We start from the raw sequence: 19,487 nt of genomic DNA on the forward strand, positions 1-19,487 counted from the left end.
CACTTTTTCTTAGTACGCGGAATGTCCACCGTCGCTTCTTATGGTTGCCGTTGTAACCTTGCCCCACATCCGCGTATAGCACCACGCGGTATAGGACAAGACCAGCGGCAGAAGCAGCGCCACCGCCCAGAACATCACCGTCAGAGTGAAGTGACTGGATGGCGCATCCCACACGGTCAGGCTCGAATTCGGATCGATGCTGGACGGCAGAATGAAGGGAAACATCGACAATCCGGCTGTGGCGATGATTCCGGCCATGCCGAGGGCGCTGGTGATAAAGGCCAGCCCCGGACGACGAACGGCCGAGAGCAGCACCGCAAGGAAAATACCGGCGAACCCGGCCACCGGCGCGATGATCGAGGCCGGAACGGTGTGATAGATCGACAGCCACGCGCCTCGCTCTGACACGACGCTCTTCGCCAGCGGGTTCGAAGGAGCATCGAACGGAGGCTGGCTGACCACCCGATAGCCGTCGATGCCATAGGCCACCCACAGACCGGCCCCAGCAAACGCCACAATCACCAACAAACCGAGCAGGATCGCCACTTTGCGGGCGCGGTCGGCGACGGGAGCCTCGGTGCGAATTTGCAGCCAGACCGCCCCATGCATCGTCAACATCGCCAAGCTGATGATCCCGGCCAGCAAGGCAAAGGGATTGAGCAGCGGCAACAACGCGGTCAGCAGCGAGCCCTGATAATGCGAGCGCAGGAACTCGTCGAGATGGAACGGCACCCCTTGCAGCAGATTGCCGAACGCGACACCGAAGATCAGAGCCGGAACCAGACCGCCGACGAACAGCCCCCAATCCCAGGCGTTGCGCCAGCGCGTATCGTCGATCTTCGAGCGGTAGTCAAAGCCGACCGGGCGAAAAAACAGGGCGAACAGAACCAGCAGCATCGCCATATAAAAGCCGGAGAACGCGGCGGCATAAACGGCGGGCCAGGCGGCAAAAATCGCGCCGCCCGCAGTGATCAGCCACACCTGATTGCCGTCCCAATGTGGGCCGACGGTGTTGATGATCACCCGGCGTTCGTCGTCGGTCTTACCCAGGAACGGCAGCAAAACACCGACGCCCATATCCATTCCGTCGGCGATGGCGAAGCCGATCAGCAGCACGCCGATCAGAATCCACCAGATAAATTTCAGGGTTTCATAATCGAGAATCATGATCCTCGTCCTCCCCTTCAACCGGCAGCATGTGCGGCAGCGGAATGCTCGCTTTCGCCGTGATAGCGACCGGTGCCCAGGCTAGCCGGCCCCAGGCGGATGTACTTGATCATCAGGAACAGCTCGATCACCAGCAGCACGGTATAGAAGGTGATGAAGCCGCTCAGGCTGAAGATCAGATCGCCGCTGGTCAGACTCGAGGTTGCGAGGAAAGTCGGCAACACCTCGCCGATCGCCCAGGGCTGACGACCGAACTCGGCGACAAACCAGCCGGTTTCACAGGCGATCCAGGGCAGCGGAAGACACCACACCAACGCTTTCAACAGCCAGCGCTGATGTTCGATCGTGCGCCGGATGGTGAAGTAGAGTGAGGCCGAAATCAGGAAGAACATCACCACGCCCGCCAAAACCATCATGCGGAAGGTGATGAACAGCGGCGTCACCGGCGGAATCGTATCGCGGGCCGCCAGAGAAATCTGCTCCGGCGTCGCATCGACCACTGACGCCGTGTACTTTTTAAGCAACAGGCCATAGCCCAGATCGGTCTTGTGCAGATCAAAGCGGGCCGTGATCTCGTCGCCCCGTTCTCCGGCGCGCAGACGCTGAAGTGCGTCATAGGCCTCGATACCGGAACGGATGCGTTCTTCGTGAAGGACGATCAGATCCTTGATCCCGGTGACCTCTCCGGTGGTCGAGCGGGTCGCGATCACCCCCAAGGCCCACGGCAACTTGACCGAATAGCGGTTTTCCATCGTCGCTTCGTCGGGAATTGTGAACAAAGTCAATCCGGCGGGAGCGGGATGGGTCTCGTACTCGGCTTCGATCGCGGCCAGCTTGGTTTTTTGGACGTCGCCCAGGGTATAGCCGCTCTCGTCGCCCAGCACGATCACCGACAGGACCGACGCCATCCCAAAGCCCGCCGCGATCGCGAACGAGCGTTTGGCGAAACCAAGATCGCGGCCTTTCAGAATATACCAGGCGCTGATCGCCAGGACGAACATCGCCCCGGTGACGTAACCGGCGGCAACGGTATGAACGAATTTGACCTGAGCGACCGGGTTGAACAGGACTTCGGAAAAGCTGGTCATCTCCATCCGCATCGTCTGATACGAAAAGGCCGAACCGACCGGATTTTGCATCCAGCCGTTGGCGACCAGAATCCACATCGCCGACAAATTCGATCCCAGCGCGGTAAAGAACGTCACCGCCAGATGCTGGCGCTTCGTCAGCTTATCCCAGCCCAGGAAAAAGAGGCCGATGAAGGTCGATTCAAGGAAGAAGGCCATCAGGCCCTCGATTGCCAGCGGAGCGCCGAAGACGTCGCCGACGTAATGCGAATAATAAGCCCAGTTCGTGCCGAACTCGAATTCCATGGTCAGGCCGGTGGCAACGCCAACGGCAAAATTGATCCCGAACAGCTTGCCCCAGAACCGGGTCATATCGCGGTAGACCTCTTTATTGGTCAACACGTATGCCGATTCCATCATGAACAGCATCCAGGACAGGCCCAGAGTCAGCGGAACGAACAGAAAATGATACATCGCCGTTGCCGCGAACTGCCATCGGGACAGTTCGACGAAAAGCGGATCAACCATGGGCGTACTCCCCCTATCCAGGTTGGCCGGGCAGCCACCCGAACCGGAACCTCGCGACATGATGTCAGGGAAATAGCTTAGGCTTATGAAGGATCAGCCGCCAACATTTTAATTATCATAAGGGGGGTTCCAAAATAGCCCCCCTCCTTTACAGCCCCATCCGCGCCGCAAGAATTGCAGCCTGGGTCCGGTTTTCACAGCCCAGTGAGCGCAGGATCGCGGTGACGTGCAGCTTTACCGTGATTTCGGCAAGACTGAGGTCGCGCGCAACCTCCTTGTTCGACTTACCCTGACGCAGCATCGCCAGCACGTCGCGCTGACGGGGCGTCAATAATGCGCGCAAACGCTCGGCATCGAAATCACCGGGTTTTGCCGGCACAGCCTCGGCTGCGGATACCGGCGGGGCGACGAAGATATCGCCCTCAAGTACCGAGCGGATGCCCTTCATCATTTCGGCGCTGCCCGCCGATTTCGAGATATAGCCATGCGCACCGGCGTCCAGGGCGCGGCGGACCACCTGGGGGTCCTCCGAGGCGGACACCACCACCAGATAAAGATCCGGCGCGGCACGACGAATCGCCCCGATCGCGGACAAGCCATCCATTCCAGGCATGGAGAGATCGACCAGAGCGACATCGATGTCGTTCGAGGTGCGAACCCGTGCAAGAACCTGCGGAAAGTCGCTGGCTTCGACCACCGTCAGCGGCTCCCCCGCCAAGCTCTCTAACACCATCCTGATCCCCTCGCGGAACAGGGAATGGTCATCGGCCAGCAGTAATTTCATTTTGCTTGTCCCCAATCAAGCCGCCGCGTCGCTCGGCGCGTGTCTGAACCTCCCTGCCCCGTCGCGCTTTATACAGCAACGGACGTTGTTTCGCCCGAACCGTTGCGACCACCCCAAACGGCGGAACGGTTCTTACCCCTACCCCCCGTAATACTTTAAGCATGGATCGACAAAAACGGCAACTTTTGAATGGCGAGCGGACTTCAAACCGCTGAATAATGTTGCGATTACCTTTCGGGGAATTATCGATGACCACGACGCTGATATCGCGGAACATACATCGCACACGCAGTATCGGATAGAAACCCATAGTTATTCGGTCATGTATTTTATGACGCGAACCTCGACAGTGAGTCCTCCCCCCGGCCTTTTCGGTTTATCGAAAGATAATGCCCCGACCCGCTTCCGAAGGTTCCGTTTCATCTTATCCTGGCTCATAGTGATAGACGGGATGGATCATCCTTCCCCAACATTCTACCGGAGAGTGGTCATGGCACGGCCTGGGCGTGTCCTCCTGGTTGATAATTCCCGGACCTTCTCGATGGTAATCGCGGCGGCTCTGACAGACCGCCTTGAGATTGAAGTAACAATCGCCGACAGCCTGGGCGCTGCCGCCAGAGTCCTGGATGATGAAACCGGATGCGACAATGTTGTCCTGGTCATCAGTGGGCTGGTCTTACCCGATGCCAAAGAAAGTGAGATCGTCGCATTCTTTACCGGGCGCGACCTCCCGCTCGTGGTTCTGACCGGCACCTTCGACACCGCCAGCCGAGAGCGCATCCTGTCCCACCCGGTGATCGATTACGTGCTGAAGGACAATCCCAGCAGCATCGATTATGTGGTGTGGCTGGTCCGCCGCATCTGGCGCAACCGCGACATGACCGCGCTGGTAGTCGATCACACTCCATCCGACCGCGCCATGCTATCGGGCCTGCTGCACCTTTACGGCTTCACCGTCCTCGAAGCCGAAGATGGAACCCAGGGCCTGACCATCGCAGAGACCACCCCCCGGCTTGATCTGGTCGTCACCGATTATGAGATGCCGGGGCTCGACGGAATCCAGCTCGTGCGACGGCTGCGGATTCGCCACCCGCGCGATCGTCTGGCAATCATTGGGCTGTCGTCCAGCACCGGAGCGATCTCGGCTCAATTCATCAAGAACGGCGCCAACGATTATCTCAACAAAGCGTTCCAGCCCGAGGAATTGTTCTGCCGCATCGCCCAGAACGTCGAGAATATAGAGAATATCGCCTCGCTCCACGCCCTGGCGACGACCGACCCGCTGACCGGATTGCGCAACCGTCGTTCATTTTTCGAACTGGCCCAATCACGGTTCCGCACCCTGACCCAGAGCGGACGCCCGGTCGCGGTGGCAATGATCGACGTCGATCATTTCAAACGGATCAATGACGGCTGGGGCCACGATTGCGGCGACCGGGTGCTGATCGAGCTTGCCCGCGTCCTGGCCGAGACGACGCTTGATGGCGATGTTGTTGGACGGTTGGGTGGCGAGGAATTCTGTCTTCTTGCCGCCGACCTGGACGAAACCAGCGATTTCTTCGACTCCCTGCGCCGCACCGTCGCCGCGCTATCGCCCCGCTTCGGCGATGAGACGCTTCACGTCACCATCAGCATCGGCGTCTGCGTCCGTGCGGGCGACGGCCGCGCCGACAGCCTGCGGGCGCTGCTCACCGCCGCCGACCGCGCCCTTTACAACGCCAAGAGATTGGGACGAAACCGGGTCGAATACGCCTAGGATCTTGCCCAAGGCCGCAGCCCTTCCTGGGCTGGTGTCGCTCAAGCGCCGCTCGGGCTTGTCGCGGCATCCACACGCGGAGTACCGCGCACGGTGGCGAGGAACCCGCCAACCTCGTCGTGAAGCTGCTCGGCCGGAGCGGCCAGATCCTGAGCGGCCCACATCACTCCGATGGCGGCACCGCAATAGCGGGCAGCAGATTGGGTAACAGAGACGATCCCCTCGGTGACGACCTTGGTGTCGAGGATAACATCCTCGACACACTGGCCGATGCGCGAGGTCGCCTCGGCCTGACGGCCGACAGCGGTCGAGATCTGGCGGGCGATATCGTCCATCCGACGGATCGCAACGCCGATACCGTCGATAGCGGCGACAGTATCGGCAGTAGCGGACTGGATCGCCGAGATCTGGGCGGTGATTTCGCGGGTAGAGGTAGCGGTCTGCCCCGCCAATTGCTTAACCTCGTCGGCGACAACGCCGAACCCTTTTCCGGCAGGCCCGGCGCGCTGGGCCTCGATCGCGGCGTTCAGGGCCAACATGTTGGTCCGTCCAGCGATTTCGGTGATCATCCCGACCACCCGGTCGATTCTCCCCGCCAGTTCGGCCAGACTGTGGATACGGTCGGTACTGCGGTTCAGTTCCTCGACGGCTCCGGCAACGATTTCGGTGGCGACGGCGGCACTCTGAGCGATCTCGCCGACCGAAACGTCCATCTCCTCCACCGCTTCGACAACATGCCCGACAGCGGTGCGGGCCTGCTCGGCCGCCTCGGCCACCGCCAGCGAACCAGACCCGACCGCATCGGTTCGGGCCGCCATCCGCATCGCGGTGTCGCGGATTACCAGTGACCGGTCGGAAACCAGATCGACCGTCTGCTTTACCGCGCTTTCGAACGTATCGGCCAGCCCCAACAGATGGACTCGATTGGCGGCCTCGGCCTCGGCCCGGATCGTATCCTGCTCGGTCTGAAGCCGGACCATGGCGATGGCATTTTCCTTGAACACACCAACGGCGCGGGCCATATCGCCAATCTCGTCGCTGCGATTGGCCCCCGGTACTCCAACGGTATGATCTCCGGCGGCCAGTCGCTCCATCGCCCCTTGGATCAGCCGGATCGGCTGGGTAACGCTGCGAGCCAACACCAAAGCCGCGACAATGAACAAAGCAGCGGATAACAGCCCGAACAACGCCACCATCCGGTTGGCGGCGTGGCGCTCGTCCTCCTGGGCGGCAATGGCCTGAGCCATCCCCTCGCGGGCGAAGGTCGCCACCTGGCCAATCGCGGGCTGCAACGCCTTGACTCCGTCGCGCACCCGGCCGATTTCGCTCTTCAGAGTCTGGCTGCCCTCGGCAAAGGCGGTCAGATCGGCGGCATAGACGACAAGAAGACGGCGAAACTCCTCGCGGGTCGTCGGCGGTAACGGCGAGGAGTCAATCGCCAGATCAAACTGAGTTGCGGCAGCACGGTGGCGCCCCAGCGCCGACGGCAGGCCGTACAGCATGAAATCGCGCTCGGCCAGTCGCATCCGCGTCATCAACAACGACAGGTCGCCGGCATTCGGCCATTCCGCCAGTTCGCGTTCGATCGCCTTGGTCGATTCGTTGAGGCGGACGCGCAAGCCGTCTTTCTCGCTAAGGCCCAATCGCCCGGCCTCGATCTCCAGCGCGGCAAATGCATCGGCCACCGTATCCAAACCGTTACGAGCCTCGGCCACCGCCTGAGCCATCGGCCCGGTTCCGGCCAGACCGGCCATCGCATCCAGCCGTTCGCGCAGCCGGGCAACCTCGCGGCGGAACGCCTCGGCGGCGGCAAGATCTCGGTCGCGGACGAACTGTTCCTGCATATTTTCGGCCGCCGCCGCGCCTGAGCGCATATCCGAGGCCAGATCATTGAGGCGGCGAAATCCGTCCTGAGCCAACAGCATCGTGTCGATTCGAGAACCAGCGACCTGCAACACAGTGCCAAAGGTGACCGCCGCCACCAACGCCAGCACCACCAACCCAATGAAACGAACCCGGATCGACACCGAACCGAGCAATGGAAAATCGCCGCGATGCCAGATATCGGCCAGTCGAGAGAAAAAAACCGAGCCGGGGTGCGGCCGGGCGTCAAGCGCCAAGACGTCTTCAGTCACACCAGAATTCCTTACGTTCAGGTCAGGCCGCCGAGTCGAAAAGATCGCCGAAACGGGCCAGGGCAAGCATCCGCTCAACCTGCCCCGTCGCTCCGGCCAGGACCACGGCTCCATCCCGGCCACGTAACACATCACGAGCATGCAGCAGCAGGCCAAGCCCGGCAGAATCGATAAAGACGATTCCGCTCAGATCCAACATCACCAATCCGCCCTGCGCATGCGCCGCCGTTACAGCGGACAGCATCAGACGAAAGCAATCGTTCTCGGTAAAAGTCAGCCGTCCGCGCAGGATCAAGCGCAGTCCGGTGGGTATCGTCTTGATATCGAAGTCCATGGCGCTGTCTTCCGAGGGTTATTTATCCGCCCCTCCCCCGTCCATGCGCTCCATTATCAGACCGTGGGGCCAAGACTCCAGTTGCGGTTTTATGTCACAACAGCAGCGGGATTGCGCTTCACGTCCGTGCCGCGCATCATCCGGCCCCAATCGCCACCGTTCGTCATGGAGAGACGATGACCGCTTATTTCGATGCCCTGATCCTTGGCCTGATCGAGGGGCTGACCGAATTCCTGCCGATTTCCAGTACAGCTCACCTGCTGTTGATCGGCGATTTTCTCGGCTTCGAGGGACCGCCCGGCAAGACCTTTGAAATCGTCATCCAGTTAGGCTCGATTCTGGCGATCTGCGTCGTCTATTGGGGCAAGCTGTGGTCGGTTGCGTCCAGCCTCGATCAACCGGGATCGCGCGCCTTCGTCCGCAACATCCTGATCGCCTTCCTGCCCGCCTGCATCGCCGGGGCGTTCCTGTACAAATACATCCGCCAATTGCTCGATACACCGATCGTCGCCGCCATCGCGCTGATCGTCGGCGGCTTCGTGATATTGGCCATCGAGAAGATGGTGCACACTCCACGAGTCCACACCGTCGAAGACATCTCGCCGAAGCGGGCGCTGGCAATCGGTGCCTGTCAGGTTCTGGCGATGGTTCCTGGTGTGTCACGGGCCGGGGCGACGATCATGGGATCGCTGCTGTTGGGAGTGGATCGTCGCACCGCGACCGAATTCTCGTTCTTCCTGGCCATTCCCACCATGATCGGGGCATCGGCCTATTCGATCTACAAGAATTGGTCGGCCCTGTCCTTCGATAACGCCGCATTGATCGCCGTCGGTTTCGTCGCCGCTTTCCTGGCCGCCCTGCTGGTGGTTCGCAGTCTGGTCGTCTTCGTCGGCCGCCATGGCTTCGCCCCCTTCGCGTGGTATCGCATCGCTTTTGGTGGAACGATGCTGGTGTTGCTGCTGATGCGATAAGGCACAGCCTGGAGCACCCCAAGAATCGATAAGGGCCGCCGGTTTCCCGGCGGCCCCATTCGTTTGATCGCGTTTTCGATCAGTGAGCAGCGGCACCTTCGGCACCCAGCCCGGTCTCGGACCGGATTGACTGAGCTTCGAAAGCGGCGCGCTCCTTGGCGGCACGCGGGCTGTTGTCCAGGACCGAGAACAGCCAAGTGAAGAAGAACGCCGCCGGCATCGAGAAGATGGCCGGATAGGCATAGGGGACAATCGGCTCGGCATAGCCGAAGCTCTGCACCCACACCGCCTTGCTGAGCACCACCAGCACGACCGAGGTGACCAAGCCGATGGTTCCACCGATCACGGCGCCGCGCGTGGTCAGGCCGCTCCAGAACATCGACATCACCAGAACCGGGAAATTCGCCGACGCCGCCACCGAGAAAGTGAGGGCGACGATGAACGCCACATTCTGCTTCTCAAAAACGATGCCGAGCAGCACCGCGATCACACCAAGCCCCAGGCTGGCATAGCGCGACACGGTGACTTCCTTGCCCTCGGTGGTCTTGCCGTGCATGAAGACGCTGGCATAGAGATCGTGCGAAATCGCCGAGGCTCCGGCCAGGGTCAGTCCCGAGACCACGGCAAGAATCGTGGCGAAAGCCACCGCCGAGATGAAGCCAAGGAACAAGTCGCCGCCGATGGCGTGGGCAAGATGGATCGCAGCCATATTGTTGCCGCCACGGAGATTGAGGCCGCCCTTGACGACATCCAGATAGGCCGGATTGGTCGCGACCAAGCAGATGGCGCCAAAGCCGATGATGAAGGTCAGAATATAGAAGTAGCCGATGAAGCCCGTGGCGTAGAACACCGACTTGCGGGCTTCACGCGCATCGGGAACCGTAAAGAAGCGCATCAGGATATGCGGCAGACCGGCGGTACCGAACATCAGGGCGATACCGAGTGAAACCGCATCGATTGGATTACTGACCAGCGTGCCGGGCGACATGATCGCCTCATGCTTGGGATGGACTTCGATCGCCCGAGCGAACAATTGCTCGAACGAGAAGCCGAACTGGTACATCACGCCAAAGGCAATGACGGTCGCGCCAGACAGAAGCAGACCCGCCTTGATGATCTGAACCCAAGTGGTCGCGACCATGCCGCCGAAGGTGACGTAAATCATCATCAGCGCGCCAACGATGATCACGGCGTAGATGTATTCCATCCCGAACAACAGCTTGATCAGCTGACCGGCTCCGACCATCTGGCCGATCAGATAGAAGATCACCACCACCAGGGAACCCGTCGCGGCAAAGGTGCGAACCGGAGTCCGCCCCAGACGATACGAAGCAACGTCGGCGAAGGTGTACTTGCCCAGATTGCGCAGACGTTCGGCAATCAGGAACAGGATGATCGGCCAGCCGACCAGCCAACCAACCGAAAAGATCAGCCCGTCATAGCCCGAGCCGTAGACCAGGGCCGAAATACCCAGGAACGACGCCGCCGACATGTAATCGCCAGCAATCGCCAATCCGTTCTGAAACCCGGTGATCCCACCGCCAGCGGCGTAGAAATCGGCGGCGGTCTTGGTCCGCTTTGCCGCCCAATAGGTGATCGCCAGAGTCCCGGCGACGAAAAGCAGGAACATCACGATGGCGTGCCAGTTGGTCGCCTGCTGCGCGGCCTGTCCCAAATCGGCCCCGGCGGCCATCGCCGCGGTTCCAGTGGCGAGCAACGTGCCGAAAGCGGCAAGCGCGCCCGCGAGAGCGGTCATGGTCGTCCTCATCAGCGCGATTCCTCAATGATCTGGCGGTTAAGCTCGTCGAATTCGCCATTTGCGCGATAGACGTAGATGCCGGTCAGAATGACGGCACCCAGGATCACGCCGACGCCGAGCGGAAAGCCGATGGTCGTGTTGATGCCAACACCCAGAGGAGTCGCAAGCAACGCCTTGTTGAAGGCGATAAGAGCGATAAAACCGAAATACATAACAAGGACAATCACAGACAAGGTCCAGGCGAACCTCGTTCTCTTGCTGACCAGCTCACGGAACTTGGGATTGTTCCGGATCTTCTCAGCACTTGCTAAATTTTGTGCTGTATTGCTCAATTTACCCTCCACTATTCGTCGCGCCACCGCAGCGGCTGCGATCATTGTTTGTATTTTCCGGTCTTGGCGCCGGTTTTGATCCTCGTCTCTGTCGCGCACTTGCCACGTATATGCATGGCCGTCATGCGCTCAGGGCTTATCTGAGGTGCTATTCCTAGTTAACACTCGACAATGGTGACGTCAACAGCATGCGAAGGCATTGCATTAATAAGCTCCGTCATACTTGAGCCGGACAGGTATTCGTACGAATCTCTTCAGCGCCGACATACAGTATACATACAGATAGGCATTAGTTTTTGCTTCACTCTGCAAATCGCTTTTTAGCCATCGGCACAGGAAACACCATCACAAGATCACGGAATGCGAGTACATGACGCATACTGTTCAGGCATATTCTATGCGTGATCCTGTATACGAAACTGGCCAATCTTGGGAACAAAGAAATCCGTTGAAAAATCCCGAATGGCCACTATCGTGAGCACATGGTGGAGGATCTTGCCCCTCTCGCACGGATCGACAGCTTCCCGTATCGCCATCGCATCCGCGAGGTGATGAGCAGTCCGGTTTTGACCGCGCCCGCCTCTCTTTCCCTCTCCGAAGCGATACAGCGGATGTATGCGGCGAAGGTCTCGTCGATTGTCATCGTCAATGAGACCGGGTGTACCGCAGGCATCTTCACCGAACGTGATTTGCTGCGGATTTTATCGACCTCCGGCCCGGCTGGACTTGAATCGACCCTGGGGGAGACGATGACCCGCTCGGTCGCCTCGGTCCCGGTAGACGCCTTCGTCTATGTCGCCCTGGCCAGAATGGCGCGAAGCGGGCTGCGACATCTGGTGGTGGTTGATCCAGAATCCCACCCGCTTGGAATGATCACCGGCAGTGCGCTGTTGAAGGTCAGAGCAACCGAGGCCCTCGTGCTGGGGGATTCGGTCGAATCCGCCCGCGATGCCGACGAAATGGGTGCGATCGTCGCCAACCTCCCTCGTCTGGCCTCGGGCCTGCTGGCTGAAGGGGTTCCGGCACACAATATCGCATCGGTCATTGCCTTGGTGCTGCGAGACCTCACCGCCCGTGCCGCCGAGCTAGCGGTTCTGTCGATGCAGGATGACGGGTGGGGAACCGCACCGGCCCGCTATACCGTTCTGGTGCTGGGTTCAGCCGGGCGAGGCGAAAGCTTGCTGGCCTTCGACCAGGATAACGCCCTGGTCCACGATGGCCGCCCCGCCGACGATTCCTGGTTTGCCGAATTGGGACGTCGCCTGAATGCGACCCTCGCCGCGGCCGGGATCCCGCTCTGCAACGGCAAGGTGATGGCGGGCGAACCCGGCTGGCGCAAGAGCCTTGACGAATGGCGCGAGGAGATCGGACGCTGGGTCTACTCGGTCGAGAACCAGACCGTGATGTATTGCGACATCTTCTTCGATTTCCAGCCCGTGTGGGGCGACCGCGCCCTGGCAGAGGATCTGCGAACGATGGCGATCGAGACCGCCTCCCGTTCCGGCTTCTTCATGCGCTACCTCGCCCAGAACGTCGCGGCCATGGACGGATCGATCGGGATGTTCGGCACCCTCGTTACCGTCAACGGACGCCTTAACCTCAAAAAATTCGGACTGCTCCCCCTGGTCAGCGCGGCCCGCCTCCGTGCCATCCGGGAACACCTGCCCCAGACGGGAACAGATGAGCGCTTCATCGCTCTCCATGCCGCCGGAGTCCTGCATCCGGACGATCTGCGCGACTTCATTGAAGTCCGTGAAATTTTGCTGCGGACGATGCTCGAACAGCAATTGACCGATATCGGGATCGGAATTGCTCCGTCTCCCCGTATTGAGCCAAAATGTTTCGACAAGCGCACCCGCACTCGGCTGCGCTGGGCCTTGAAACGATTACAGACACTTAAATTCGTCTGCGGTGTCGGGGGCTGAGGCCCACCCCCGACACATCCAATCCGTCATCCGTTCTTAGAAGCGATCCCATGCGCCGTCAGATGCTGCACCAACTCTCCGTTGGCCGCCATCTCGCGGATGATATCGCAGCCACCGACAAACTCACCCTTGACATAAAGCTGCGGGATGGTCGGCCAGTTGGTGAATTGCTTGATTGCTTCACGCAGGCTGGGATCGACCAGCACGTCGATTCCCTTGAACGTAACCCCCAGACCCGACAGAACCTGAACCACCGCAGCGGAGAAACCACATTGCGGGAACATCGGGGTGCCCTTCATGTACAGCACCACGTCGTTCTCGGTGATGTCCTGGCGGATACGGTCGAAGACAGGATTGTTCATGGCGGCGCACGTCCTAGGCTTTGTTTCTGGAACCTTTAAAATTTACCCCCGATAGCGAACCGGCACAACCCCCTTGCCGGCCCCTACCCTCTCCGCACCTCACATACTGGGCAACCCTGGATTTGACCCGTTAGCCGGTATCTAGCCGCCATTGCGACGGGGCGGCGAAGTTCGCGGTCAATTCATTGGCCGGTTGCTATCACACCGTGTCTCGGTGATCGGGGCGAATCGCTGAGCCCACGATGCGCCGGGCGAGAGGGCTCCACCGCCTGGACTTCGCTCGCACAAGCTCGCTGGGCCTCAATGACCCAGCCAGATCCCGCCCCCCCTAGCCGAGGATGGTATCGGGTACGTCTTCGGAATTCAGTCAATCTTCACATTGTGGTCGCGCATTGCGCGCCTCGCCCAGAAAATATCTAATACCAAAATATCCCATAAATTAAATAAGGATATTTAACCGCATAATTAATAATGAATTAGGCCACACTTCAATTTAATACAAATACGATACACACATAACCTTGATATACAGACACACCTCACCATCTGTGTTCTGAGCAGAAAAGTTGAGTGGACGCGAGGGCATCGTCTCTTGCCTCGCCCTCACAACGTTCTGGAGGTCGATCTTCTATGCATGAGGTGCCGCCATGACTTGGCTGAACCATCAGATAAGCAGCGGCTTTGCGGTCGAGCTGATTGTTGCCCTGATGTTGGTCGAAGGGCTTGCCTTGGTTTGGTGGCATGGGCGGACTGGACAAGGCCCAGCACCGACGGACTTTGCCGCCACTTTGGTGTCGGGTGTGTGCTTGATGATGGCATTACGCTCTGGCTTGGTCGGCGATGGTCCAACGTGGATCGGGGGATGGTTGATCGCAGCCCTTATCGCCCATTTGACCGATCTTGTTCGTCGCTGGCGGAGCTAGAACCTAATGCGACGGTTGCCTTCTCACCCTGATCCAAGACATCAGAACGCCTCCAGTCCTGGGGGATCTATGCCGTTATTAATGGTTCCACCCGCCCATCTGAGATGGCCTCCCAATTGCTTTAGAATCGCGGCATCGACGCCAGCAGATCAAACCTCCGAGAGAACGGAGGGTCTCCGACACAGCGTCTCGATGAGAGGAATAGGGAGTTACGAAGAAACCGACATTGAACCGATCGCGGATAACGATATCGGTTCAAACGGAACGCTGTCGAAATGCGCTTTGTTCGGTAATTTAATTCCCAAAAACACTTCGGCGCGGAGGCGGGGTCATCCCGCTCTCCGCGCCGATAATGTTTTGGTCTTCAGTTCTCTTCGTCTCGACCTAACCAAAGGCTATCAACGGAGCCAAACTGAAACGGAGCCTCGGCCCCACCCACGCCGACAGATGAAAACTCATCTGCCGGCCTGGGGTCTATTACTTCTTGATCGTCAGAGGGGTCGCCAGCTCAGGATAATCCTTCAGCTGAGAGACACCCAACAGGGGCTTGAAGACACCCTGGTGGCAAGTGGTGCAATTGACCTTCGGAGCGTCGCCCAGAGCACCCAGACGGTTCGCCGGCAGGATCGAAGCCAACGGATCGAGGTAGGTGTTATTCAGCTCACGGACATGACGGATGGCGTACCACGCCACCGCGCGCTGCGGCGAGCTCTGGTTCCACTCGGTGAAGGACCGGGTGTTATGGCAATAGGTGCAATTCACCCCGAGACCATCGGAGATGTGCGCCATGACGCCATAGGTCCATTCAGCCTGCATAATCGACTTACGCGCACCGGCATCCCGCTGGGGAAGAGCGGTCTGGGAAATGACGCGCAGATCGTTGGCTTCCTTCAGGAACGGCGTGAAGATGTCGTACGGAAGGGAGGTGTAGCCAACAACCGCCGCGGCTTTGTTCTGGCCATTGGGGGCCTGAGCATAGCCAGAAGCATGGCTGAGGTTCGGCTCGGTGAACCAGACATAGCTGGGAACCGGCTGACCACGGTGGCAGGTGTAGCAAGTCACGCCAGTGTTGGCGACGTGGGACTTGAACTTAGTGTTGATGGTACCGACCATCTCAAGCATCCGACGGGCCACCACTTTGGTGTAGACCTCGTCGGAAGCCATATCTTCCGGGTTGTGGCAGTAGTTGCAGCCTGCATCCGGCGACACCCAATTGGTGATCGCCATCATCAAGCGGTCAAACTCAGCCTTATCGAGATCGCCCAGGACCGTCAGGTTCTTGTAGCCGACCGAAGCCTTTTCGCCTTCGAGATCGACCGCAGGAATCACTTCAGGAGCCTGATTGGCAGCGGTGAGACGGGTGTAGGCGCGATCCTGGTACGACTGGATCTGGCCGGTCCCGCGATAACCGCGCTGGACGCTGTCAAGAGGCGGAGTGGTGAAAGTGGTAGCGACGAACACCGCACCGACAATGGCGGTAAGCCCGACTACAGCGGAAAATCCGAGTCTCATTGCGGCACTCCCGAGATCAGGGCCGGATCCGTGACTGGCGGGAATACCGGCGGATAGGACGGAGCAACACCGTGCTTGACGGCCCACAGATACCAGTTGTCAACGACGGTGCCGGTCAAAAGGATGCCAATGCCCGCAGTAATCACGGTCAGAACGGCGAACCAGTAGCCCCAGCGATGGAAAGACTCGATCGTCGCATTGAAACCGATCTGCCAGCGCCAGAACAGCATCGCACGCTCAACCGCGGTGCCGCGGTCAACGATCTGCTCGATCTCGCGATCGCCGCCGTAACGGCTGACAGCAAGAAGAGTGCCGGCATGCATGGCGAACAGAACCGCCGAACCATAGAGGAAGGCGATCGACAGCATGTGGAACGGATTGTAGTAGAGGTTACCGAAGCGGATCGAAATCGCCGCGGTCCAGTCGAGATGCGGGAAAATGCCGAACGGGACACCTTCGCCCCAGCTACCCATCAGGATCGGGCGGAAGAAGCCCAGAACCAGATAGAAGAAGATCGCCGCGGCGAACGCCCACGAAACGTGGGTGCCCAGGCCCAGGGCCTTAGCGCGGGTGTACATACGAGCCCACCAGAGCAGGATCGAAGCGGTCAGGAAGAAACCGGTGATGAGCCACCAGCCACCCTCGGCCAGCGGCGGGAAGGACAGGCCGTACACCGGCAGCGGCGGCTCAAGCGCCAGCCAGAAGAACTGGCGGACGAACTGAATCCAGTCCCAGTTCACCTGGGCCAGGAAGTTAAGGCCGACGACGGCTGCGGCAATACCAAAGCAAATGGCCGAGGCAAGGCCAAGGCCACCCAGATAAATCGGGCCGATCTGCGCGTTGCCGATCTTACCGGCCCAGTAGCTGAAAATGGGCTGCCCGAAACGATCATCCGTGTCCGGCGGCAACGGCACGCCCGGATAAGTCTCACCGCGAATTTGCACGCGGTTGAAGATATTCTGATATTCGGTCATTACGGTCACCTTGCGTTAGCGCCAGACGGGCAGATTGAGCCACCAGCCCCACCACTCGGGCCACCCACGCGCCCAGAAGGGCCCGCTGATCACGATGCACACCGCGCTCCAGAAGGCAGCGGAAATGGCAAGAAACAGGCCCAGGCGGTGAATGCCCAGGGCGCCGATCGAATAGCCAACCGCATCACGGAAGAAGGTGTCTTCGTGTTCGGCCGTCTTGATCTGCTCACCCTTGCCCGGATTGGTCGCGGACAGGATGATACCGCCGTGCATTGCCAGCGCCAGCGCCGTCGTAAAGAAGAAGCTGATCGCGATCATATGCGCGGGATTGTAGTGGAAGTGCAGGAACTGGTAGCCAACGTTCGACACCCAGTCGAGGTGGCTCATAATTCCATAGGGGAAACCGAAGCCCCAGGCGCCCATCAGAACAGGGCGAATCACAACCAGAGTTACATAAGCCAGAATCGCGAAACTGAACGCGAACGGGACATGAAGGCCCATCCCGAGCTTCCGAGCGATTTCCACCTGACGCAGCGCCCAAGAAACAAAGGCGCCAATCGCGCAAATGGTGATGAACTGCCAAAGGCCGCCTTCATTCAGCGGCGCGAAAGCCAGTCCATAGCTAAGATCAGGAGGGGCGATGCTGATCTGCCACAGGTTCCACGTGGGTCCCTGTGAAGCGCCTAACACGATGAGGGCGACGCCGAGCAAGGTGAAGAAAGCAGCAGTCACCCCGAACAACCCGACGTAAAACGGCCCCACCCAAAAATCGAACAGATCGCCGCCCACCAGCGTCCCCCCTCGGACGCGGTATTTCTTCTCGAAACTGAGCATCGCCATGTTGAAGTCCACCCTTTAGAGAGGGAGCGAGGATCGGTTCCTCGCCGCCTCGCCTGAACATTGCCAGCTTTGGGCTAGGGGTGAACGATGCTGTTCATTCCCTAGCCCACGCCACTGCTACTTCGCCGGCACCGGAAGGGTCTGCTGGACCACGGATCCATGCGCAACCCGAGCGCCGTCAAGCCAGTTGAACCGATCGGTGCTGAGCAACAAGAAGTGGATCAGCAGACCGAGAACGGTCAGGAACACGAACAACGCAGTGAGAGCCCTTCTCGGATCATAGAGCGTCCAAATCTTCCACATTTTACGTAGCCTCCATTAGACCAGGGTCGAGAGAACCGACTGCGCGGTGGCGGTAGCGTTATCAAGCAACGCGTAGCCCTTAGCGCTCGGCAACCAGGGGCGCCACTTCCAAGCGAGGAAGTGCGCGACGATGGCGACTACGATGAAGGAGATGAAGCTCGTCACGAAGATGCCGTGGAACTCCTGCGCTTCTGACTCAGACAGACCAGACAAGGTCCCGCCTCCTCTTTCTAATGAGTTAGCCATTTAATTGAACTCCCTAAGACAGGCCTTCCGGCCATAACCGCCTCTCCCCAGGCGGCGGGGCATGCCGTCGCGCGAACGCGGCGGCAAAACGTGTTTCGTATCGCAGCTTATGCCGCCCGTCCCGCGCCGATAGCGGCAAGCGAGGCGGACACATCGGCCGCTGTGACCCGTTCTCGTCCGGCGATCCGCACCTCGTGCTCAACGCTGTCGCGGAGCCTCTTGGTGGCGGAAATACGCAAGAGAAACGGTTCTGTCTCCACATACGCCTCAAGCAAACGACTTGCGTCGTCGTCCCAGGGCAAAGCATCCATTCGGGTCAGGCGCGACAGGGTCGATTCAACCTTATCAAGCTCCGTCCCCAGCGGCAGGATATGAAACAGCGCATCGAACAGCGCGTTACAGAACTCCTGGACCACATAAGTAGCCCCACTATAACCCATAAAAGGGGTTCCGGTCGAGCGCCTGACGATAGCTCCCGGAAAAGAAGCTGGAATATACATTGAACGCAGCCCTAACTCGGCCGCATACATCCGCTCATTATACGAACCGTACAGGACCAGAGGAGGGTGAGCCTTCATCGTATCCCGTACCGTCTGGTTATCTGGCTTCACCCCAGCCTTGCGACCGATGGCGAAAGCACAGGGCATACCCAGTTCACCTTCGAGAAAACCCCGCAATCCTTTGGCATAGGTCTCAGTGGCGACGATACCGAATGAGGCGGTCGCGAAAAAGTCCTGCGTTACGCTACGCCACAGATCCCACACCGGCTTTAGCGTGGTGTGCTTTTCCTGTTCGATGAACGGCTCTGGATCGAGACCAGTCAGTTCCCCCAACTTGGTCAGGAACGCGGTCGTCGAGAACACCCCGATCGGCGCCTGAAGATAGGGCCGCCCCAGTTCCTCACACAACTTACGACCGAACTCACGATACATCACGACATTGACGTCAGCATCGGCAAGCCGCTTGATGTCGTCAACATGAGTCCCCAGCGGGAACACCAGATTGACCTCACAGCCGATGCCTTCGACCAAACGCCGGATTTCAGCCAGATCGGACGGCATGTTGAAGGTGCCATACATCGGGCCGATGATATTGACCCGAGGCTTCTCACCGTCTGCCCGCACCCGTGGTTTGGCGCTGGCTTTCTTGGCCCCGAACTGGGTCCACAACCAGTAGATCGCACGATCAGCAGCCTGCCACTGGTCGTCATCGATCGTGCGCGGGATGAACCGCAGCAGATTCGACCCTTCGGGGGTTACTCCGCCGCCGATCATTTCGGCGATCGAGCCGGTCAATACAACCGCCGGCATCGACTGGTCCTGAGTGGCACTGGCGCGGCGCAACGCATCCTCGGTGCCGCTCATCGTCAGTTGCTCTTCCGACAGCCCCGTGACGACGATAGGCAGTTCATGCGGAGGCAACGCGTCGGTGTAGTGCAATACCGCCGTCACCGGCAGATTTTCACAGCCGACAGGTCCGTCGATCACCAGCCGCAAGCCGCGCACAGCGGCAAAGGCATAGACCGCACCCCAATAACCGCCAGCCCGGTCGAGATCAAGAACGAGCATG

The 19,487-nt window shown here is 59.6% G+C and carries 18 protein-coding genes; 4 read left to right on the plus strand and 14 right to left on the minus strand.

Annotated features, from left to right (window positions below; genetic code table 11):
• Positions 1-9 precede the first annotated feature (9 nt).
• The 3 genes from cydB to PHAMO_RS05985 form a co-directional block, all read right to left on the minus strand.
• Entirely contained in the window at positions 10-1,167 is a 1,158-nt protein-coding gene (gene cydB / locus PHAMO_RS05975; RefSeq protein ID WP_002727426.1) for a cytochrome d ubiquinol oxidase subunit II, read from the minus strand.
• A gap of 17 nt (positions 1,168-1,184) precedes the next feature.
• A complete protein-coding gene (locus PHAMO_RS05980) occupies positions 1,185-2,762 on the minus strand; it encodes a cytochrome ubiquinol oxidase subunit I (protein WP_002727429.1) in 1,578 nt (525 codons plus the stop codon).
• A 148-nt stretch (positions 2,763-2,910) separates the two neighbouring features.
• Entirely contained in the window at positions 2,911-3,546 is a 636-nt protein-coding gene (locus tag PHAMO_RS05985; RefSeq protein ID WP_002727431.1) for a response regulator transcription factor, read from the minus strand.
• Between the two features lie 490 nt (positions 3,547-4,036).
• Here PHAMO_RS05985 and PHAMO_RS05990 point away from each other — a divergent pair, with 490 nt between their 5' ends.
• Positions 4,037-5,302 carry a diguanylate cyclase gene (locus PHAMO_RS05990; protein ID WP_002727435.1) on the plus strand — a complete coding sequence of 422 codons (1,266 nt, stop codon included), beginning with the start codon at positions 4,037-4,039 and terminating at the stop codon, positions 5,300-5,302.
• A gap of 41 nt (positions 5,303-5,343) precedes the next feature.
• Here the strand turns inward: PHAMO_RS05990 and PHAMO_RS05995 are convergent, their stop codons facing one another.
• Positions 5,344-7,437 carry a methyl-accepting chemotaxis protein gene (locus tag PHAMO_RS05995; RefSeq protein WP_002727437.1) on the minus strand — a complete coding sequence of 698 codons (2,094 nt, stop codon included), beginning with the start codon at positions 7,435-7,437 and terminating at the stop codon, positions 5,344-5,346.
• A 22-nt stretch (positions 7,438-7,459) separates the two neighbouring features.
• Positions 7,460-7,771 (minus strand): STAS domain-containing protein, encoded by a 312-nt coding sequence (locus PHAMO_RS06000; RefSeq protein WP_002727439.1) that lies wholly within the window; start codon positions 7,769-7,771, stop codon positions 7,460-7,462.
• Between the two features lie 176 nt (positions 7,772-7,947).
• On the opposite strand from PHAMO_RS06000, the gene PHAMO_RS06005 reads away from it, so the two are divergent.
• Positions 7,948-8,742: an undecaprenyl-diphosphate phosphatase gene (locus tag PHAMO_RS06005; protein WP_002727442.1), complete on the plus strand. Its 795-nt coding sequence runs from the start codon at positions 7,948-7,950 to the stop codon at positions 8,740-8,742.
• 79 nt (positions 8,743-8,821) lie between these two features.
• On the opposite strand, the gene PHAMO_RS06010 is transcribed toward PHAMO_RS06005, so the two are convergent.
• Both PHAMO_RS06010 and PHAMO_RS06015 read right to left on the minus strand, forming a co-directional pair.
• A complete protein-coding gene (locus tag PHAMO_RS06010; protein WP_002727444.1) occupies positions 8,822-10,510 on the minus strand; it encodes a cation acetate symporter in 1,689 nt (562 codons plus the stop codon).
• Positions 10,510-10,878 (minus strand): DUF485 domain-containing protein, encoded by a 369-nt coding sequence (locus tag PHAMO_RS06015; protein WP_002727446.1) that lies wholly within the window; start codon positions 10,876-10,878, stop codon positions 10,510-10,512. The genes PHAMO_RS06010 and PHAMO_RS06015 overlap by 1 nt, the downstream gene beginning before the upstream one ends.
• Before the next feature lie 437 nt (positions 10,879-11,315).
• Here PHAMO_RS06015 and PHAMO_RS06020 point away from each other — a divergent pair, with 437 nt between their 5' ends.
• Complete coding sequence (locus PHAMO_RS06020; protein WP_002727450.1) at positions 11,316-12,758, plus strand: DUF294 nucleotidyltransferase-like domain-containing protein; 1,443 nt, start codon at positions 11,316-11,318, stop codon at positions 12,756-12,758.
• A 26-nt stretch (positions 12,759-12,784) separates the two neighbouring features.
• On the opposite strand, the gene grxD is transcribed toward PHAMO_RS06020, so the two are convergent.
• Positions 12,785-13,120, minus strand: coding sequence for a Grx4 family monothiol glutaredoxin (gene grxD / locus PHAMO_RS06025; protein WP_002727451.1), 336 nt, complete (start codon positions 13,118-13,120; stop codon positions 12,785-12,787).
• 647 nt (positions 13,121-13,767) lie between these two features.
• On the opposite strand from grxD, the gene PHAMO_RS06030 reads away from it, so the two are divergent.
• The gene (locus tag PHAMO_RS06030) at positions 13,768-14,043 is read left to right on the plus strand and encodes a hypothetical protein (protein WP_002727455.1); all 276 of its coding nucleotides are present in this window, start codon (positions 13,768-13,770) and stop codon (positions 14,041-14,043) included.
• A gap of 477 nt (positions 14,044-14,520) precedes the next feature.
• Here PHAMO_RS06030 and pufC read toward each other — a convergent pair whose 3' ends face one another.
• The 6 genes from pufC to bchZ form a co-directional block, all read right to left on the minus strand.
• Complete coding sequence (gene pufC, locus PHAMO_RS06035; protein ID WP_002727456.1) at positions 14,521-15,555, minus strand: photosynthetic reaction center cytochrome PufC; 1,035 nt, start codon at positions 15,553-15,555, stop codon at positions 14,521-14,523.
• Complete coding sequence (gene pufM, locus PHAMO_RS06040; RefSeq protein ID WP_002727457.1) at positions 15,552-16,529, minus strand: photosynthetic reaction center subunit M; 978 nt, start codon at positions 16,527-16,529, stop codon at positions 15,552-15,554. The genes pufC and pufM overlap by 4 nt, the downstream gene beginning before the upstream one ends.
• A gap of 15 nt (positions 16,530-16,544) precedes the next feature.
• Positions 16,545-17,369, minus strand: a complete 825-nt coding sequence (gene pufL / locus PHAMO_RS06045; RefSeq protein WP_002727458.1) for a photosynthetic reaction center subunit L — start codon at positions 17,367-17,369, stop codon at positions 16,545-16,547.
• Positions 17,370-17,486: 117 nt separating this feature from the next.
• Positions 17,487-17,672 (minus strand): light-harvesting antenna LH1, alpha subunit, encoded by a 186-nt coding sequence (gene pufA, locus PHAMO_RS06050; protein ID WP_002727459.1) that lies wholly within the window; start codon positions 17,670-17,672, stop codon positions 17,487-17,489.
• A gap of 15 nt (positions 17,673-17,687) precedes the next feature.
• The gene (gene pufB, locus PHAMO_RS06055) at positions 17,688-17,918 is read right to left on the minus strand and encodes a light-harvesting antenna LH1, beta subunit (RefSeq protein WP_040566219.1); all 231 of its coding nucleotides are present in this window, start codon (positions 17,916-17,918) and stop codon (positions 17,688-17,690) included.
• Between the two features lie 107 nt (positions 17,919-18,025).
• Positions 18,026-19,486: a chlorophyllide a reductase subunit Z gene (gene bchZ / locus PHAMO_RS06060; RefSeq protein ID WP_002727463.1), complete on the minus strand. Its 1,461-nt coding sequence runs from the start codon at positions 19,484-19,486 to the stop codon at positions 18,026-18,028.
• Position 19,487: the final 1 nt, after the last annotated feature.

Origin of the sequence: Magnetospirillum molischianum DSM 120 (genome assembly GCF_000294655.1) — a bacterium.
Taxonomy (GTDB): Bacteria; Pseudomonadota; Alphaproteobacteria; order Rhodospirillales; family Magnetospirillaceae; genus Phaeospirillum; species Phaeospirillum molischianum.

Excerpts from the sequence above, each read along its gene's own strand:
- PHAMO_RS05985 (WP_002727431.1), bottom strand. The coding sequence starts at position 3,546 with ATGAAATTACTGCTGGCCGATGACCATTCCCTGTTCCGCGAGGGGATC.
- PHAMO_RS06000 (WP_002727439.1), bottom strand. The coding sequence starts at position 7,771 with ATGGACTTCGATATCAAGACGATACCCACCGGACTGCGCTTGATCCTG.
- pufL (WP_002727458.1), bottom strand. The coding sequence starts at position 17,369 with ATGGCGATGCTCAGTTTCGAGAAGAAATACCGCGTCCGAGGGGGGACG.
- PHAMO_RS06030 (WP_002727455.1), top strand. The coding sequence starts at position 13,768 with ATGACTTGGCTGAACCATCAGATAAGCAGCGGCTTTGCGGTCGAGCTG.
- PHAMO_RS06010 (WP_002727444.1), bottom strand. The coding sequence starts at position 10,510 with ATGAGGACGACCATGACCGCTCTCGCGGGCGCGCTTGCCGCTTTCGGC.
- PHAMO_RS06005 (WP_002727442.1), top strand. The coding sequence starts at position 7,948 with ATGACCGCTTATTTCGATGCCCTGATCCTTGGCCTGATCGAGGGGCTG.
- pufA (WP_002727459.1), bottom strand. The coding sequence starts at position 17,672 with ATGTGGAAGATTTGGACGCTCTATGATCCGAGAAGGGCTCTCACTGCG.
- PHAMO_RS06015 (WP_002727446.1), bottom strand. The coding sequence starts at position 10,878 with ATGATCGCAGCCGCTGCGGTGGCGCGACGAATAGTGGAGGGTAAATTG.
- PHAMO_RS05990 (WP_002727435.1), top strand. The coding sequence starts at position 4,037 with ATGGCACGGCCTGGGCGTGTCCTCCTGGTTGATAATTCCCGGACCTTC.
- pufM (WP_002727457.1), bottom strand. The coding sequence starts at position 16,529 with ATGACCGAATATCAGAATATCTTCAACCGCGTGCAAATTCGCGGTGAG.
- pufB (WP_040566219.1), bottom strand. The coding sequence starts at position 17,918 with ATGGCTAACTCATTAGAAAGAGGAGGCGGGACCTTGTCTGGTCTGTCT.
- PHAMO_RS06020 (WP_002727450.1), top strand. The coding sequence starts at position 11,316 with ATGGTGGAGGATCTTGCCCCTCTCGCACGGATCGACAGCTTCCCGTAT.
- grxD (WP_002727451.1), bottom strand. The coding sequence starts at position 13,120 with ATGAACAATCCTGTCTTCGACCGTATCCGCCAGGACATCACCGAGAAC.
- pufC (WP_002727456.1), bottom strand. The coding sequence starts at position 15,555 with ATGAGACTCGGATTTTCCGCTGTAGTCGGGCTTACCGCCATTGTCGGT.
- cydB (WP_002727426.1), bottom strand. The coding sequence starts at position 1,167 with ATGATTCTCGATTATGAAACCCTGAAATTTATCTGGTGGATTCTGATC.
- bchZ (WP_002727463.1), bottom strand. The coding sequence starts at position 19,486 with ATGCTCGTTCTTGATCTCGACCGGGCTGGCGGTTATTGGGGTGCGGTC.
- PHAMO_RS05980 (WP_002727429.1), bottom strand. The coding sequence starts at position 2,762 with ATGGTTGATCCGCTTTTCGTCGAACTGTCCCGATGGCAGTTCGCGGCA.